Annotated in this window: 3 protein-coding genes; 2 read left to right on the top strand and 1 reads right to left on the bottom strand. The window is 38.7% G+C overall.

Going from position 1 to position 19,151, the window contains the following annotated elements; translation table 11 throughout:
• Positions 1-46: 46 nt before the first annotated feature.
• Positions 47-2,329 carry a Xaa-Pro dipeptidyl-peptidase gene (locus ACERDH_RS02265; protein ID WP_386683065.1) on the bottom strand — a complete coding sequence of 761 codons (2,283 nt, stop codon included), beginning with the start codon at positions 2,327-2,329 and terminating at the stop codon, positions 47-49.
• Positions 2,330-2,582: 253 nt separating this feature from the next.
• Here ACERDH_RS02265 and ACERDH_RS02260 point away from each other — a divergent pair, with 253 nt between their 5' ends.
• Positions 2,583-15,863: a mucin-binding protein gene (locus ACERDH_RS02260; protein WP_415741904.1), complete on the top strand. Its 13,281-nt coding sequence runs from the start codon at positions 2,583-2,585 to the stop codon at positions 15,861-15,863.
• Between the two features lie 133 nt (positions 15,864-15,996).
• Positions 15,997-19,098 carry a DNA polymerase III subunit alpha gene (locus ACERDH_RS02255; RefSeq protein WP_386683074.1) on the top strand — a complete coding sequence of 1,034 codons (3,102 nt, stop codon included), beginning with the start codon at positions 15,997-15,999 and terminating at the stop codon, positions 19,096-19,098.
• The last annotated feature ends 53 nt before the right edge of the window (positions 19,099-19,151 follow it).

The following is a 19,151-nucleotide window of genomic DNA, read 5'->3' as shown; positions in this document are numbered from 1 at the left end:
TTTAACAGTTCAAGTGGAAATAGTTCCATCTTGAAAGTCTGATATATTAAACCTTTTGACAAGATAGGATAAGACTAGACTGTTCAAGATCAACAGTCAGCTGGTATGCGGTATTGTCACGTATGGTGATTTCAAAGTCAGTAGTATAGAGGACTAAACGAAGAGTATCTCCTTCTTGTAACTTGTAAATAGTCGGTTGCAGTTCAAACTGGATATCCATCCATTCATCTGCAGTAATATCCTCTACCAACAGTAAACCATTTCTATTTTGTAAATTGAGATAGCCTTTTGTCACGACTCGTTGCGCATTTTCACGAAAAGGCAATTCACAGAGATTTTCCAACATGTGGTAGCGACCGTTGTCAATGGTTCTAGCACTTAAAACAGCTGGATAAGGTTGTAGGTATTTCTTTTGTCCAAGTTCCAGTAGTTGTGCTGATAAGAGCCCCTTGTATGTACTGGATTTAATACGCAGATTGAGCTGAGCGCGACCGTTCAGGTGGAGGTTCTTGGTTACAGGAAGGTCAATAGTAATTTGATTGGCTTTCCCTTGATAGAGGTCTGTATTAAAGGTCTGGTATGTTTTACCATAACGTTCAAAATCCTTATCTGAGTATTGGTTTTGAATGACTTGCTCTTCTTGACCAAGTGAGAAGGTTTCAAAGTTATCTTCCTCACCGAAATTATCAAGTGATAACCAAGTCTGAGGGGCGGTATTATCCTGCCAGATAACAGTCGGAAGTTGGAAATCTGTATCTTGTCCCAGTAATTTCTTAGTCAATAAGGCGTTCATGGACTCACGGAAGTCGATAGACTGCCAGTTGTTCATATAAACATGGGCACCATTATGGAAAAAGAGATGCTTATTGATATGAGCTGGAAGAGCATGGAACATCTGGTAAACATGAAGTGGTTTGACATTCCAATCCTGTGAACCGTGGGTAAAGACAACCTCAGCCTTTACTTTATGGGCATTGAGCAGATAATTGCGGTCATGCCAAAACTGATTGTAATCGCCAGACTTGCGATCCAGTTGCTCTTTTACTTTTTCCAAATCAGCTTGGTGAGCCTCATTACCACGAATATAGTCGCCAGCTAAGAGATTACGAGAGTAGGTTAGTTCAGCAAGGGAGTCAAAGTCCTCACCTGGATAACCACCTGGGCTAGTGACCAGACCGTTTTCACGGTAGTAGTTATACCATGAAGAAATGCCAGCCTCGGCAATGATAACTTCTAAACCATCGACACCTGTGGTCGCAAGACCATTGGACATGGTACCAAGATAGGAAAGTCCAGTTGTGGCCACTTTTCCGTTTGACCAGTCAGCCTTGACTTGACGCTGGCGCGTGTGATCAGTAAAGGCACGGCAACGACCATTGAGCCAATCGATAACATTTTTATAAGCCTCGATTTGTTGGTAGTCCCCGTTAGTCATGAAACCTGTCGAGTCTTTGGTACCAACACCTGAAACATATAGATTAGCAAAACCACGTGGAAGGAAGTAGTCGTTGAGACTATAGCTAGCGTTGATGTGAGTTAGCTTTTCCTCCGCCTCTGCTACAAGCTCGGCTTGACCTTGGGCTTGGATGAGATTTAGTTGAGGTTCTTCTAGCTCAATCTTGTGAGCAGGTTTAACCTCGAGTTCGCCCTCCATCTTGTAGAGAGCCTTGTCGCTAGCTTTATCATTTGTTCCCTGATGATAAGGACTCGCTGTCATGATAGCAGGGATTTGCCCGTCATAACGAGGACGAATAATGCTGACCTTGACTAGGTCTGGTAGACCTTTTTGGTCAGTATCGACACGAGACTCAACGTAAACGACTTCTCGAATGACATCATGGCTAGAAAAAGTAGCCAAACTCTTACCGTTAAAGTAGTGATAGTCATTATCCTCAGGAATAAAACCGTCACTGACAAGTTGGTCGATAAGAGTGTTCCCCTTTTTGGTGCGAGTATTGAGTAACTGATAGAGATTTTCAATCAAGTCACCGTATACAATAGGAAATCCAGTCTCTTTACGAAAAACTTCACTGTCTTCGAAGTCAACCAAATAAGAAAAGCCTAAAAGTTGAAAAGCCACAGTATAAAAAATATCTGCAGTCAACTCTTTATCTGATTGAAAAAATGCCAATAAGTCAGTTTCTGTATCAACTGCTAAACTGGATAGAGGATAGGAGCTGTTTTTAAAATTAAAAAAGAAACGAATAAGAAACGCTTCAAGCATTTGTTTATTTGTAATGTTGACTGGTAAATCAAATCCATACTTTTTTAATTCAAAGATAATTGTATCTCTAGATAGCGCTAAATAGCTGAATTGATTAAAACGCATAGAACCTCCAGTGAAATTATACTTTAATTTATTATATCAAAAAAATAGCGAAAAGCCAAGATTAATCTTTCTGTAGAACGATATTTACCATTATATATTACAACAGTTTAATTTTTAAAAACGAAAGAAAATTCAATTATCAAATGATATAGAAAATGTTCAAATTCGTTGAAATGAAGACGATTGCATGGTATAATATATCGTATGTAATTGTAATTTCTACTTACATAATTAAAAAAGGAAAGTGAACATTATGTATAAATCAAAAAGACAAAAAAATAAATCTTTTGATTGGTATGGCCTGAGCCAACGTTTCTCTATTCGTAAGTACCATTTTGGTGCTGCGAGTGTGTTGTTGGGGACAGCCTTGATTTTGGGTGCTGCCCAAACGACTGCCAAGGCAGAAGAAGCAGCTACTGAAAATAAAACAGAAGCTGTTGCATCTGCTCCAAAAGATGATAAGGCAAGTGAGAACGTCGCAAATGTGACGACACCAGCTCTTTCTGCTACGACAGAAGCGGCTGTAGTAGAAAAGCCAACTTTGAGTGATGAGGAAGTTGCAAAATTAGCTGCTGAAGCATCTAAGAAAGATGAAAAAGTAGCTGAAACAGCTACAACTGAAAAAACAGAAGCAGCTGATAAAGAAAAAGCAACACTAACTGCTCCTTCAACAGACAAAAAAGCTGATAAAGCAGTTGATGAAAAATCTGATAAAAAGGACGAAAAGAAAGCAGAAAATCCAATTACTGCTACTAAAACTGTCCTTGAACAGTTGACATCTGAAGCAGAAGTATTGAACACAACTGCCTCAAACTTTGCGGATAAAAAAGCAGAAGATAAAGCTGGAAAAGAAGCAATCGCAACTGCAGTAGCTGCAGCTAAAGTTCAAATCGAAGCTTCTAAGAAAGCTCTTGCCGCTGGCGAGATCACTAAGGAAGAATTGGATGCTCAACTTCAACGTATCTCATCAGCTATCGAAGCAGTTTATGCTGAGATGAAACGTGCAGGACACGTAGGTAAAGTTGAAGCGGTGTTGGCAGGTGAAACTACTACCAATACAGCAATCGTAGCTCCTACAACTAAGACTCCAGTAAAAAATATTAATGAATTAACCGAAGAAGAGATAGCTGCGGTTAAACGTGAAATCATGAATGCCAACCCAAGCATCACGGATCCTTCTATGATTGAAGTGGTTAATAAAGGAAACGGTACTGCAGGTGGAGCTACTGTTACAATAAATGGTGTTAAAACTAATATTCCTTCTGGAGATACTGTTGTTGGTACTGCAGGTACAAAAAACTTAGAGCAACTTAAAAATAACATTAACTGGTTCGACTTTGCAGCAGCATCAATTACATACTCTAATGGTACTGTAGTAGGGCCTGCAAGAAAATTAGCGCAACCAATTACTAAAACTATCACATATCCAAATGGTGACAGAGTTGAAGGTAAAATCACAATGGTTCGTGATGTTACCTATGCTGATGGTTCAAAAGGTTTAACAACTGATGATAAATTCTTAAATTCAGGAACTGCGAAATATGTTGAACATTTATACTACACGGGTGGAGCTCAAAACGATCATGAACTTTACGAAGCTTTACAAGAAGGTATGAAGTTCAATGTTAAAACAAAGGTTGAAGGCTATACTTTAACAGCTACAGTTATAAAATTAGGTTCGAAAAATGTAGAGGCTGATCCAAATAAAACACCAGCAGGACCTGTGAATGCGGTTCGTGATTATGGTGATTGGGGTTCTGAAAAACAATTAGCAAAAGCACAAGCTGAAGACAAAAGATTCAAAGAAAATGCTACTAAAAACAAAAAAACGTTGGCTAATAACCCAACAGTATCAGTAAATGGTGTAGCATTAACGATACCAGAATATCCAACTGAAACTTTCGCTAATACAGATGAGTACTATTCAAAAGCAGCTGCTTACCATGCGGCGGTAAAAGCTTATAATGACGCTATTGAAACTCAAAAGTTATCTGCAACGAAATTGTCAGAAACTGGGTTCACTTATATTAATGTGAATGGTAAGGCTGTACCATCAGGATCAGCTAATCTTTATAAAAAAATTGGTAACGAAAGAAAAGCGGATGTACTTATAACAGCTCAAGATACTCAATGGTCATACTTAAGAAAAGCTGGGCTTCCAACAACAAATCCAGATGGAAGTGAAATGCTTACTTCATTTACATCGTCTCGTGATGAATCAAACGTTGGGGTAACATTTGCACTTTCTGCAACTTATAACGGGCGTATCGTAGATGTTAACGTAATTGCTGCGGATGCAGAAGAAGCTGGACGTACTGAAATTGTTCAATTCGAGACAGATGGAACGAAATGGGAACAATTCATGGCGTTAAATCTTCAAAAAGATATAGATGATAAAACAGCTCAAGGTGTTTATCCAAGTAGACCAAGTGATGTTAATGCTGATGGACGTCTTGCAGAAGCGGGATATAATCCGAAAGATTGGGTTAATACTGATGAAAAAGGGAACCCTACAGCATATGGAACTAATACATTTGGGGCCAACTATACTTCAATGGGTTCTAAAAACTCATTACCAATTGCTCTATCTCAAAACGTTAAAACATTATCAATGTATTTAAACTCTGCAGGTGCGCAAGCTGGTACAATTGGTTTCATGATTTATGATGGTGGAGATGCTCCGCAATCCTATGGGTCAGCTCAACATATCATTGGTGACTTTAATAAAGAAGTTGTTAAAGATGGTGTTAAAACACAAGTAACTGCGACTCAACCATATCTAGGTAATGTTAAAGGGGATCCAGATTTCCGCTCAACAAAAACAGACCCTTCTGGAGGATGGGTTCTTGACGACTTAATCACGTCTGAGAAATATAAAGAAACACCATTAGAGTCAGGTAAAACTGTTGTAACAACAGATAAAGGTGTAACAGGTAAATATTTATTATTACCGAATGGTAATGCTGTTATTGAGAAATCAGATAACACACGTGTGTTATTAAACCAAGGTGATGTCATTGAGATGGTTAATCCGTCAACTAAACTGCCGATTCGTGGTGTTTATAACCATACAACTGGTGCATTAGGTGAAGGCACACTTGGAGATGAAGGAGAAAGCCAACTTCTTGATCCAGCGGTAGCAACTGAGTATAAACTCCGCCAAGCACAAGGAAATGAATATGTTCTTGAAGGAGTTCGTGCTAATCTTGGTGTCAATAATGACAAAGCCTATGTTCGTGGTTGGGTAGACTTTAACAACAATGGGAAGTTCGATCTTAATGAATCTTCAGAAATTGTAGAAGTTAACAAAAACGGAACATACAATATTAAATTTAAAAATACACCTCAACTATTAGATACTTCAGCAGATAGCTTAGGAGTACGTTTACGTATTTCATTAACTAAAGATGAAATTCTAGAACCAACAGGTGTAGCATCATCAGGGGAAGTAGAAGACTTCGAAACTCATGTGATCCACATGCCACGCGGTACTAAACATGAAACAAAAGACTTCCAAGGGCGTGAGCAAACTGTTAAGTTACCAACAAATGCGATGTTTACAGCTAGTGGTAAAAACAAAGATTCCAAATATAAACAATGGGCTCAAATTGAAAATGAAAGCTTACCACCGAAAATTGTTTTAACAGATAAACAAGTGGCGTCAGAAGAAGCATACACACCAACAGATAGCGAATTACCATCAAACTATCGTAAAGGTGATGATGGCAAAGTTTTCGTTGAACGTAATGGTGCAACAGTATTCACTGGAGAGTATGTAACCGTTAAGGATAAGAACAATAAAGTTCTTGGTAAAGGTCTAAAAATTACAAATCCATTGAATAACAAAACAGAATACTTACTTGACACATATACTGAATATGATACTGCAGGAAATGAAGTAGGTACATATAAAGTAAACCCAGCAAGTAACGGTAAGAATGTTTCTATTGGTAACGGTCTATACGAAACTACATTAACTTTCAAACCTGTAGATGCATATGTAGGTACAGCAAAAGGTATCGCAGTTCGTGCATGGGATGATAACAATAGTTCAACCGGTTGGGAAGCGACTAACGATACTATTGAAACTTCTAAGACATCTACTACACTAGCAGAAAAAGATAAAGTATTAGAAAACACTAACAATGGAAATAATGGCTACAGATCTATGGATACAAGCTATATTCCAACTGTTATTGACGTTCGTCCAGTAGGTGAAGATACAATAACAGAAAACGTACAAGGTGCCGAGCAAAAATCTAATCCAACAATTCCAGCTTATGCAACTGTTGAAACAGTAACAAATGATAAAATTGAAGATGTGAAGTATACTGCGAATTTTGTAATTTTAGATAAAACTAAAAAGCCAACACTAGCTTTACAAAAAGAAATTCCTGGAAAAGTATATACTGAAGATACTAAAGTAGACAAAGAAACAGTAGTAACATTACCTAATGGGAAAACAGCAACATTCAAACCAGCTGATAAAATTCCAGCGAATACAAGAATCGCTGAAACTGAAGCTGTGACAGTTAATGGAACAGGAGATGTACTTGTAAGCAATGTTCGTTATGGTACTGGGTCAGTACCTGCAGGGGCAATTTTAGAAGGTGCAGAACCTACAGTTACAGAGCCGACAACAGTTTTAAGAAATGGAGCAAATGTTGTTATTCCAGTAGGAGGTAAAGTTCAAAGAGGTGATCAACTTGTTACTCCACTTAAGATAGCTGGAGGAGCTCAAATAACTACATGGAAGAAAACATATCAAAATGGTGATACTATTCCAAAAGTAACAGCTGATAAATTCTCTGTTTTAGGGAAAGAGACTTCGGTAGATCAACTTGTTCCAAAAGGTGAGAGTATTACGCTAAACGGAACTACTTACAATGCAAATAATGATATTGTTCCAAAAGGTTCTCGTGAAGCAACTACGTATGAGAACTTAATGGGATCTAAACTTCCAAATGCTGTTCATATTGATCCTGAGACTGGAGAAGTGACAAGTGTTCCACGTCGTTATACTAAAGTAACTGACACAGAAATCGTTATTGAAAATGAAGGTACTTACACATTGAATCAAGATAGTGGAGAAATTACATTCACTCCACATCCTAAGTTCGTAGGTACGGGTACAGGTGTAACAAAACAACAGCCTGATATCGACTATAACGATAAAGTAGCAGGAGACCCTGTAACAAGTAAATATGGTACAGACTATGGTAAAGCGAAATACATTCCAATCGTTAAACCACAGTCAAAAGCATCTATTACTCGTACCATTCATTATGTATATGAGAATGCTGATGACAATCCTGCAAGTCAAGATTCTTATAAAGATAACGATCCAATCGTAGCAATCGATAATACGCCAGTTACTCGTACACAAACGATTGACTATACTCGTGATTACAAGATCTTCTCTGAAGCAGGTGCGACAGATAAAGAGATGGTTACGACAAACCAAGTTACAGATGCAACAGGTCATGTTTACAATGTTGGGGATACAATTCCAGCAGGTACTAAGTTCAACCAAGGTTCAATTATCATCGGTAAATGGACAGCTTCAAGTGATGAAAACTCTAAATTTAAAGAAATTATCTCACCAACAGTAAAAGGATATACTGCTGAAGTAGTAACAGCTGACTTCACAAGTCCTGGTACTGATGGTAAGATGGGACACATCCACAATGGAAAACAACCTGTAGGATTATATACTCCAGTTGCAGATAATACGAAAGACGTTGGAGCATATGAACCATTAGTTTCAGAAGTTCGTTCAGACGATAAAGATGACTTTGATATGTATGTTGTTTACAAAGCTGATACTCAAAAAGCTAAAGTAACCTACATCGACTTGGATGCTACAGGTGATGACCGTATTCTTGAAGTGCAAAATGCTAATCCAGCTCCTGCAACAGGTGCAGATGCGAAAACAACTTATGGTGTTACAACGCTTCAAGGTAAATCTCATACTGCGATCCCTTATACAACAGCTGAAACAATCAAGAAATATGAAGATCTTGGTTATGAATTAGTCACAGATGACTATACAAATAACACTCAAGGTACAGCTATTGAGGGTGGACGTAAGTTTGATGATGATAAAGAAGTAGATCAAGCATTTAACGTTTACCTACGTCACAAAAAAGTTACTCGTAAAATTAAAGATACCCAAGAAGTAACACGTACAATCGAGTACAAATATGCAAGTACAGATGATGTACCAGCAGATAAACGTGGAACAACGGCTGCACCGACAGTAACTGAAACACTTCACTTTGAACGTGATCGTACAATTGACTACACATTAGCAGCTAAAGAATATCCAACAGAATACGCTACTTATAAAGCAGTATTAGATAAGAGCGGATATGATTCTCCTGAAGAATACAAAGCTCGTACAGTTTACTTCGATCACATCACAAACAAAGCAATTGCAGCAGATGCAACAGATGTTCAAAAATCAATCGTTACATTTGGACCATGGACTCCAGTAGGTGGAACATCTAACGATGCAATTACCCTATCTGATGCAGAAAAAGCTAAAGATGATAAATTCAACCTTGTTAATTCTCCAGAAGTAACTGGTTATGTTCCAGATAACGCTACTGTTGAAGCAACAGCAGCAATCGATGCAGAAGCAGATGACTACAAGATTACAGTTCTTTATACTCCAGTAGACCAAAAAGCTGTGGTTAAATTTGTAGAAGTAGATCCTACTAATACTGATAAAGTCATTACTCCAGGTCTTGCAGATCCAATCGCAGTAACAGGTAAATCTGAAGCAGATTACCCAGCTACAACAGCAACTTCAGTAACTGATAAGATTGCTGAGCTAGTTAAGAAAGGTTACGAACTTGTCGATAATGGATTCAAATCAACAGATAAATTCGATAAAGATGCTGCAGTTGATCAAGAATATGTGGTGAAATTCAAGGCTAAAGTAGTAGATGTTCCATCATTTGATCCAACTAAACCATCAAGTGACGACAATCCAAAACCAACTCCAGGTGTAACGCCAATCGATCCAAATAATCCAGACGGACCAAAATGGACTGAAGCATTAATCAACGCAGTAAAAGTACAAGAAGAAGTAACACGTACAATTAAGTATGTATACGAAGATGGTACTCCAGTAGCAGAGTCTGATTTAACAAGTGTAGCTGATAAGAAAGTCAAAACACTTAAGTTCACACGTTCTGGTAAGATTAATGTAGCGACAGGAGAAATCACATACGGAGATTGGTCAGCTGATCAAACATTCGAGGCAGTAACTTCTCCAACACTTGAGAAATACACTGCGGCAGTTGCAGGTGTAACACCAGCAGTTGCGGATGTGCCAGCAAAAACTGTAGCGGCTACAGATAAAGACTTTGAAGAGACAGTAATCTACTCTACAAAACCAACAACTGTAGACCCTAACAAACCAACAGATCCAACAAATCCAAATGTTACTCCACAACCTGATGATGTAGTTCCTAACGATCCAAAAGGACGTACATACAGAGAACTAGGTTTAGTTGAAGAAGTAACACACACAGTACACTACAAACTTGAAGACGGTTCAGATGCAGGTATCGCTGATAATGTACAAACATTAACATTTACACGTACTGCAGAGGTGGATCCAGTAACTGGAGCAATCTCTAACTACGGTACATGGAAAGCTAAAGGTGGAGACACAACAATCGATGCTGTAACAACACCAAATAAAGATGGATATGTAGCTTCAGCGAAAACATCTACAGAACGTACAAATGTAGCAGCTACGGATAAAGATAGTGAAGAAACAATTATCTACCGTAAACTTGGTTCATATGTACCAGTAGTACCAGAAGGTATCACACCTCCTGCAGATGCTGACTTAAATCCAAAACCATATCCAAATGCAACTCCAGCAGATCCTACAAAACCAGGAACACCTACTGAAACTCCAGTAGTACCGTACATTCCTGGAACAACACCAGTAGGACCAAATGGAAAACCATTAACACCGAAAGATCCTAACGATCCAACTAAAGGATATGAAGTACCAGGCTTACCAACAGATCCAACAGAAAACACTACAATTACCTATGTTAAAGATGGATCACAAGTAGCTGTTGTTCACTTCATTGAAGTAAATAGTGAAACGGATAAGACTGAAAAAGGTGCAGTAGCAGAATCAGTAGTAGATACTGGTGATACAGGAAAAGCATTTACTAAAGCTGCTGATGTAACAGCAACAATTGAGGCGCTTAAAGCTAAAGGTTACACAGTTGTAGAAAACAACTACCCAACAGATGGTACATTCGATGCAGATTCTAAGACTAACCAAGTATACAAAGTCCTAGTAACTGCTAAGCCAATTACTGTAAATCCAAATGATCCAACTCCAACGAACGATCAACCAATCGATCCAAATAATCCAACAGGACCAAAATGGACTCCAGAGTTAATCAAAGAGTTAGAAGACGGACGTAAAGAAGAAGTTAAACGTACAATCAAGTATGTTTATGCAGATGGATCAAAAGCTGCTGATTCAGTTCAAGAAACTAAAGAGTTCAAACGTTCAGCGACAATCAACCCAGTAACTGGTAAGATTACATTCGGAGACTGGTCACCAGCTCAAACATTTGAAGCTGTAACTTCACCAAAAGTTACAAACTTCACTCCAGATAAAGAGACTGTACCAGCATCAGAAGTAACAGCAACTGCTGAAGATATCAATGAAACAGTAATCTATACTACAAAACCAACGAATGTTGATCCAAGCAAACCAGTTGATCCAAACACACCAGATGTTACTCCGAAACCTGAAGATAAAGTACCAAATGATCCGAAGGGACGTACTTACAAAGAATTAGGATTAATCGAAGAAGTAACTCACACAGTTCACTACAAACTAGCTGATGGATCAGATGCGGGTATCCCTGATAATGTACAAACATTAACATTTACACGTACTGCTGACCTAGATCCAGTAACTGGAGCAGTTTCTAACTTCTCTGACTGGAAAGCTAAAGGCGATGACACAACAATCGATGCTATAACAACACCAAACAAACCTGGATATGTAGCTTCAGCTGCGACTTCTACAGCTCGTGAAAATGTTCAAGCTACGGATAAAGATAGTGAAGAAACAATTATCTACCGTAAACTTGGTTCATATGTACCGGTCATTCCAGAAGGAGTAACACCTCCAGCAGGAACTGACCTAACACCAAAACCATATGAAACTCCAACTAATGAAGATCCTACAAAACCAGGAACACCTACTGAAACTCCAGTAGTACCATACATCCCTGGAACAACACCTGTAGGACCAGACGGTAAACCATTAACACCGAAAGATCCTAACGATCCAACGAAAGGATATGAAGTTCCGAAAGTACCAGAAGACCCAACTCAAAACACTACAATCACGTATGTGAAAGATGGTTCTCAAGTTGCTCTAGTTCACTTCATTAAAGAGGATGGAACTGCCGTTCATGTATCAGTTGCAGAAGCAGGAGATACAGGTAAAGCTATCAAGACAACAAATGTTGACAGTGTTAAAGCTGAATTAGAGGCTAAAGGTTACGAAGTAATCGCTCCAACTGATCCAGTCTACACTACAGAACGTGTAGCATTCTACGCTGAATCGAATCGTACATTTGATGATAAAGATGACAAAGGTAATGATGGAATTAGCCAAGTTTACTACGTAATCGTTAAAGAAGGAATCACTCCAATCGATCCAGATAAACCGCTAGATCCAAACAATCCTAATGTTACTCCAAAACCAGGAGACAAAGTACCTGGAGATCCAAAACAACGTACATTTGAACAACTAGGATTACTAGATGAAGTAAATCGTACAATCAACTACAGATACGCTAATACTGATAAAGTAGAAGAAGCTAAACGTGGTCAAGAAGCTCGTCCAACTGTAGAACAAAAACTTCGTTATTCTCGTAAAGGTGACCTAAACAAAGTAACAGGTGAAATCACTTATACTTCTGATTGGACAAAACCACAAACATTAGCTGAAGTGGTATCTCCAGTAATCGAAAGATATGTTGCAGATATTAAAGCAGCTGAAAAAGTAGATAACGTAGCTCACGATGCAGCCGACTCAGTAGTAAACGTAGTGTACTCACCACTTGGAAAATACGTACCAAAAGTACCAGAAGGATTTGAAGTTCCAAAACTTGAGAAACCTCAATATCCAAACGATCCAACAGATCCAACAAAACCAGGAACACCAACAATAGTGATTCCTCATGTTCCAGGAACAACGCCAAAAGATCCAAATGGAAACCCACTGAAACCAGTAGATCCAAACGATCCAAGTAAAGGATATGTTCCACCAACACCTGAAAACCCAACAGAAGATACTGAAATCACTTATGAGAAAGATACTCAAAAAGCGACAGTAACTTATGTGGTAGAAGGAACTGGAACAGTACTTCACACAGATAACCTAGAAGGTAAATCTGGAGAACCAATCGAGTACTCTACAGTAGCTAAACTTGCTGAATTGAAAGCTCTAGGATATGACCTAGTAACTGACGGATTCACAACAGCTACAGATAAGAACTACGATAAAGATACGAAAGTAGATCAAAGCTTCGTAGTTACAGTTACACCACACGTTGAGCCAATCAAACCAGTAGATCCAGAAAATCCAAATGATCCAAATAAACCAAAACCGGGTGATCCAATCGATCCTAAGAACCCTGATGGACCAAAATGGACTGAAGATCTAATCAAGAAGATTGATACAACTCGCCACGTGAACCGTACAATTAAGTATGTTAACGAAAAAGGTGAGGAAGTAGCTAAGAAAGTAACTGATAAAGTTACATTCAATCGTGAAGCTAAGATCAATTCAGTAACAGGTGTAATTACTTACGGTAACTGGACAGCTAAAGATGGAGATACAACATTCGATAAAGTTGAATCACCAGTCGTTAACGGATACATCCTGAAAGATGCCAAACAAAAAGAAGTAGCAGCTACAACAGGATTAACTGCAGACTCTAAAGATGAAAACATCGAAGTAGTTTACACTAAACTTGGTTCATGGGTACCGAAAGTACCAGAAGGTGAAACACCAATTGATCCACTTCCATATCCAAATGATCCGAACGATCCAACTAAACCAGGAAACGATAGACCAATCGTTCCTTACGTTCCAGGAACAACTCCAAAAGATCCAAATGGAAACCCACTGAAACCAGTAGATCCAAACGATCCAAGTAAAGGATATGTTCCACCAACACCTGAAAACCCAACAGAAGATACTGAAATCACTTATGAGAAAGATACTCAAAAAGCGACAGTAACTTATGTGGTAGAAGGAACAGGAACAGTACTTCATACAGATAACCTAGAAGGTAAATCTGGAGAACCAATCGAGTACTCAACAGTATCTAAACTTGCTGAATTGAAAGCTCTAGGATATGACCTAGTAAGTGATGGATTCACAACAGCTACAGATAAGAACTACGATAAAGATACAAAAGTAGATCAAAGCTTTGTAGTAACGGTTAAACCACACGTTGAGCCAGTCAAACCAGTAGATCCAGAAAATCCAAATGATCCAAACAAACCAAAACCAGGAGAACCAATCGATCCAAACAACCCTGATGGACCAAAATGGACTGAAGATCTAATTAAGAAGATTGATACAACTCGCCACGTGAACCGTACAATTAAGTATGTTAACGAAAAAGGTGAGGAAGTAGCTAAGAAAGTAACTGATAAAGTTACATTCAATCGTGAAGCTAAGATCAATTCAGTAACAGGTGAAATCACTTACGGTAACTGGACAGCTAAAGATGGAGATACAACATTCGATAAAGTTGAATCACCAGTCGTTAAAGGCTACATCCTGAAAGATGCGAAACAAAAAGAAGTAGCAGCTACAACAGGATTAACTGCAGACTCTAAAGATGAAAATATCGAAGTAGTTTACACTAAACTTGGTTCATGGATTCCAAAAGTACCAGAAGGTTCTACACCAGTTCCTCCGGTTACGTATCCAAATGATCCAACAGATCCAACGAAACCAGGAAACGATAGACCAATCGTTCCTTACGTGCCAGGAACTACACCAGTGGTACCAAAAGATCCAACTAAACCAATTAGTCCGGATAACCCACTAGTTCCATTAACACCAGTTGATCCGAAAGATCCATCTAAAGGATATGAAGTACCACCAGTACCAACAGATCCAGGAACTGATACGCCAATCACTTACGTAACTGATAAACAAAAAGCTATCACAAACTTCGTAGATGAAAAAGGTAAAGTTGTATCAACTCCAGTAGTAGACGAAGGTGATTCAGGATCTAACTTCAACAAGTCGAAAGTTGATGAAGTGACTAAGACTATTGAAAGACTTGAAAAAGCTGGATATAGAGTCGTTAAGAATGAGTTCCCATCTAAAGATACAGACAGAGTATTTGATAAAGATAAATCTGTAGATCAAATCTTCACTGTAACAGTAGCTGAAAGAATTATTCCAGTTACACCAGGTAAACCAGTAGATCCAACTGATCCAAACTTACCGAAGAATCCAGATGGAACACCTGTAACACCATCTACACCAGAACCAGGTAAACCAGTATTCCCTAACGATCCAAACAGCCCAGTATGGCCAAATACTGTGAAAGATCTTGTAACTGAAAAATCAGCAACACGTACTATCAAATATGTGGATCGTAACGGAAAAGAAGTAACTGAAACTCGTGTTGAAACAATCAAATTTACTCGTGATGCTAAAGTTAACTTAGTAACAGGAGAAATCACATATGGAGAATGGACAACAGATCGTAACGATGATATCTTCAACGGATACCCAGTACCAGTTGTGAAAGGCTACATCGCTAAAGATGGTGATCTAGAATCATCAACTAAAGATGTTAAAGTAACACCTGATACAATCAAGGATATCAACGAAACAGTTGTTTACGATAAGTTAGGATCATGGGTACCAAACATCCCAGGAACACCAACAAATCCAATTCCATATCCAAACGATCCGAAAGATCCAACAAAACCAGGAAGTGATAAACCTAAAGTACCTTATGTACCAGGATTTATCCCTGTAGACCCAGAAGGTCAACCATTGAAACCAGTTGATCCAAACGATCCAACGAAAGGATACGAAGTACCAGAGGTACCTGGTGATCCAACGCAAGATACACCAATCAACTACATTCCTAAGGATCCTACACCAAATCCAACTCCATACCCAGGTCCAACTCCAGCTCCGACTCCTAAACCAGAGCCTAAGCCGGAACCAAAACCTGAGCCAAAACCAGAACCAGAAACTCCACAACCTGTAACACCTGCAGATAATGGAGATAACAACGGAAATAATAATGGTACTCCAGCAACTCCAGCTCAACCAGCAGCGCCTTCTACACCTCAATACATGGATGGTCAACGTGAACTTCCAAATACAGGTACAGAAGATCATGCTAGCCTTGCAGCACTTGGACTTCTAGGAGCCCTAAGTGGATTTGGATTGATTGCTCGTAAGAAAAGAGAAGATGAAGAATAATCATTTTGATTCTCATTAGATGCTGACTTGCAATCAGATAAAGAAAGAACTTGAGATTTGCTATCTCAGGTTCTTTTCTTTCTCTTTTTGAAAATGGTATAATATAGTGAGAACAATAGAGGAGAAGTGTAAATTGATCGCACAACTAGATACAAAAACAGTCTATAGTTTTATGGAGAGTGTCATTTCAATCGACAAATATGTGAGAGTAGCAAAAGACTATGGATACACTCATCTGGCTATGATGGATATTGACAATCTTTATGGGGCTTTCGACTTTCTAGAGGTTACAAAAAAATACGGCATTCATCCTTTATTAGGGCTTGAAATGAATGTACTTGTAGATGATAAGGATGTGAATTTGCGCTTTTTAGCCCTATCTAGTGTGGGTTATCAGCAGTTGATGAAACTTTCAACAGCCAAGATGCAGGGGGAGAAAACTTGGTCAATTCTGTCTCAGTATCTAGAGGATATTGCGGTCATTGTGCCCTATTTTGATGGACTGGATTCGCTAAATTTAGGCTGTGATTACTATATTGGAGTTTATCCAGAAACACTGGCCAGCGAATTTCATCATCCTATTTTACCCCTTTATCGAGTCAATGCTTTTGAAAGCAGGGATAGAGAAGTTCTGCAAGTTTTAACAGCGATTAAAGAAAATCTCCCCCTCAGAGAAGTTCCCTTGCGCTCACGACAAGATGTCTTTATATCAGCAAGTTCTTTAGAGAAACTATTCCAAGAACGTTTTCCTCAAGCCTTGGACAATTTAGAAAAGCTTATTTCAGGTATTTCTTATGACTTGGATACTAGTCTGAAACTGCCTCGCTTTAATCCTGCTAGACCAGCGGTAGAAGAGTTGAGAGAGCGCGCTGAATTGGGGCTTGTTCAGAAGGGGGTGACTGGTAAAGAATATCAAGACCGTCTAGACCAAGAATTGGCTGTTATTCATGATATGGGCTTTGACGATTATTTCTTGGTTGTTTGGGATTTGTTGCGTTTTGGACGTTCAAATGGCTATTATATGGGAATGGGACGTGGTTCTGCAGTCGGTAGTTTGGTTTCCTACGCCTTGGATATCACAGGGATTGATCCGGTAGAGAAAAATCTGATTTTTGAACGTTTCCTCAATCGTGAACGCTATACCATGCCTGATATTGATATTGATATCCCAGATATTTATCGTCCAGATTTTATCAGATATGTTGGCAATAAATATGGCAGTAAACATGCTGCGCAAATCGTTACTTTTTCTACCTTTGGCGCCAAGCAAGCTCTTCGAGATGTTTTGAAGCGCTTTGGTGTGCCAGAGTATGAATTATCTGCAATTACCAAGAAAATCAGTTTTCGTGATAATCTCAAGTCGGCCTATGAGGGGAATCTCCAGTTTCGTCAGCAAATCAATAGTAAATTAGAATACCAAAAAGCCTTTGAAATTGCCTGCAAGATTGAGGGCTATCCAAGACAAACCTCTGTCCATGCGGCTGGTGTTGTAATCAGTGACCAAGATTTGACCAATTACATCCCTCTAAAACATGGTGACGAAATTCCACTGACCCAGTATGATGCTCATGGAGTCGAAGCAAGTGGACTTTTGAAGATGGATTTTCTGGGACTACGAAATTTGACCTTTGTCCAGAAAATGCAAGAGTTGCTTGCTGAAACCGAAGATATTCACTTGAAAATTGAAGAAATAGATTTGGAAGACAAAGAAACTCTATCTCTTTTTGCCTCTGGAAATACAAAAGGTATCTTTCAATTCGAGCAACCGGGTGCTATTCGCCTACTCAAGCGTGTGCAGCCAGTCTGTTTTGAAGATGTCGTAGCAACTACTTCCTTAAATCGACCAGGTGCTAGTGATTATATCAATAATTTTGTAGCTAGAAAACATGGGCAGGAAGAAGTGACTGTTCTAGATCCAGCTCTGGAGGATATTTTGGCTCCAACTTATGGAATTATGCTCTATCAGGAGCAGGTTATGCAGGTTGCTCAGCGCTTTGCTGGATTTAGTCTTGGGAAGGCCGATATTTTGCGTCGAGCTATGGGTAAAAAGGATGCCACTGCCATGCATGAGATGAGGGCTTCCTTTATTCAAGGCTCCATAGAAGCTGGTCATACTGCGGAAAAAGCAGAGCAGGTTTTTGATGTTATGGAGAAGTTTGCAGGTTATGGATTTAATAGATCTCACGCCTATGCCTACTCAGCCTTGGCCTTCCAGTTGGCTTATTTTAAAACACATTATCCAGCTATCTTTTATCAGATTATGTTGAATTCTGCCAACAGTGATTATGTAACAGATGCCTTGGAAGCAGGTTTTGAAGTAGCCCCATTGTCCATTAATACTATTCCCTATCACGATAAAATTGCGAACAAGTCTATCTATCTAGGTTTGAAATCGATTAAGGGGCTCAGCAAGGATTTGGCTATTTGGATTATTGAACATAGACCTTATTCTAATATTGAAGATTTTTTAGCTAAACTACCTGAGAATTATTTGAAACTTCCCTTGCTGGAACCTTTGGTAAAAGTTGGTCTTTTCGATTCATTTGAAAAAAATCGTAAAAAAGTATTCAATAATTTAGTTAATCTATTTGAATTTGTGAAAGTATTAGGAAGCTTATTTGGAGAGACTATCTATAGTTGGCAAGATTCGGAGGACTGGACGGAGCAAGAAAAATTCTACATGGAACAAGAGCTCCTAGGAGTAGGCGTCAGCAAACATCCTCTACAAGCTATTGCAAGTAAGGCCATTTATCCGATTACTCCTATTAGTAATTTGTCAGAAAATAGCTATGCTATTATCTTGGTTGAAGTTCAGAAGATAAAAGTAATTCGTACCAAAAAAGGTGAAAATATGGCTTTCTTACAGGTGGATGACAGTAAGAAAAAATTGGATGTTACCCTCTTTTCAGATTTATATCGACAGGTTGCTCAGGAAGTAAGAGAAGGAGCCTTCTACTATATTAAAGGGAAAGTCCAGTCACGTGACGGTCGTCTGCAAATGATTGCACAAGAAATAAGAGAAGCAGTGGCTGAGCGCTTTTGGATTCAGGTAAAAAATTATGACTCGGATCAAGAAATGTCACGTATTTTAGACCAGTATAAAGGCCCAATCCCAGTCATTATCAGGTATGAAGAGGAACAGAGAACAATTGTTTCTCCCCATCATTTTGTAGCTAAATCTGATGAATTAGAAGCGAAATTGAATGGAATAGTTATGAAAACGATTTATCGCTAAAATTACGGAAAATAGAAGAATTTTCAACGTAAATGTGGTATAATCAGTAAGAA

Source organism: Streptococcus bovismuti, assembly GCF_042436615.2.
GTDB lineage: Bacteria > Bacillota > Bacilli > Lactobacillales > Streptococcaceae > Streptococcus.
This window is presented reverse-complemented; position numbering and strand designations above follow the sequence as displayed.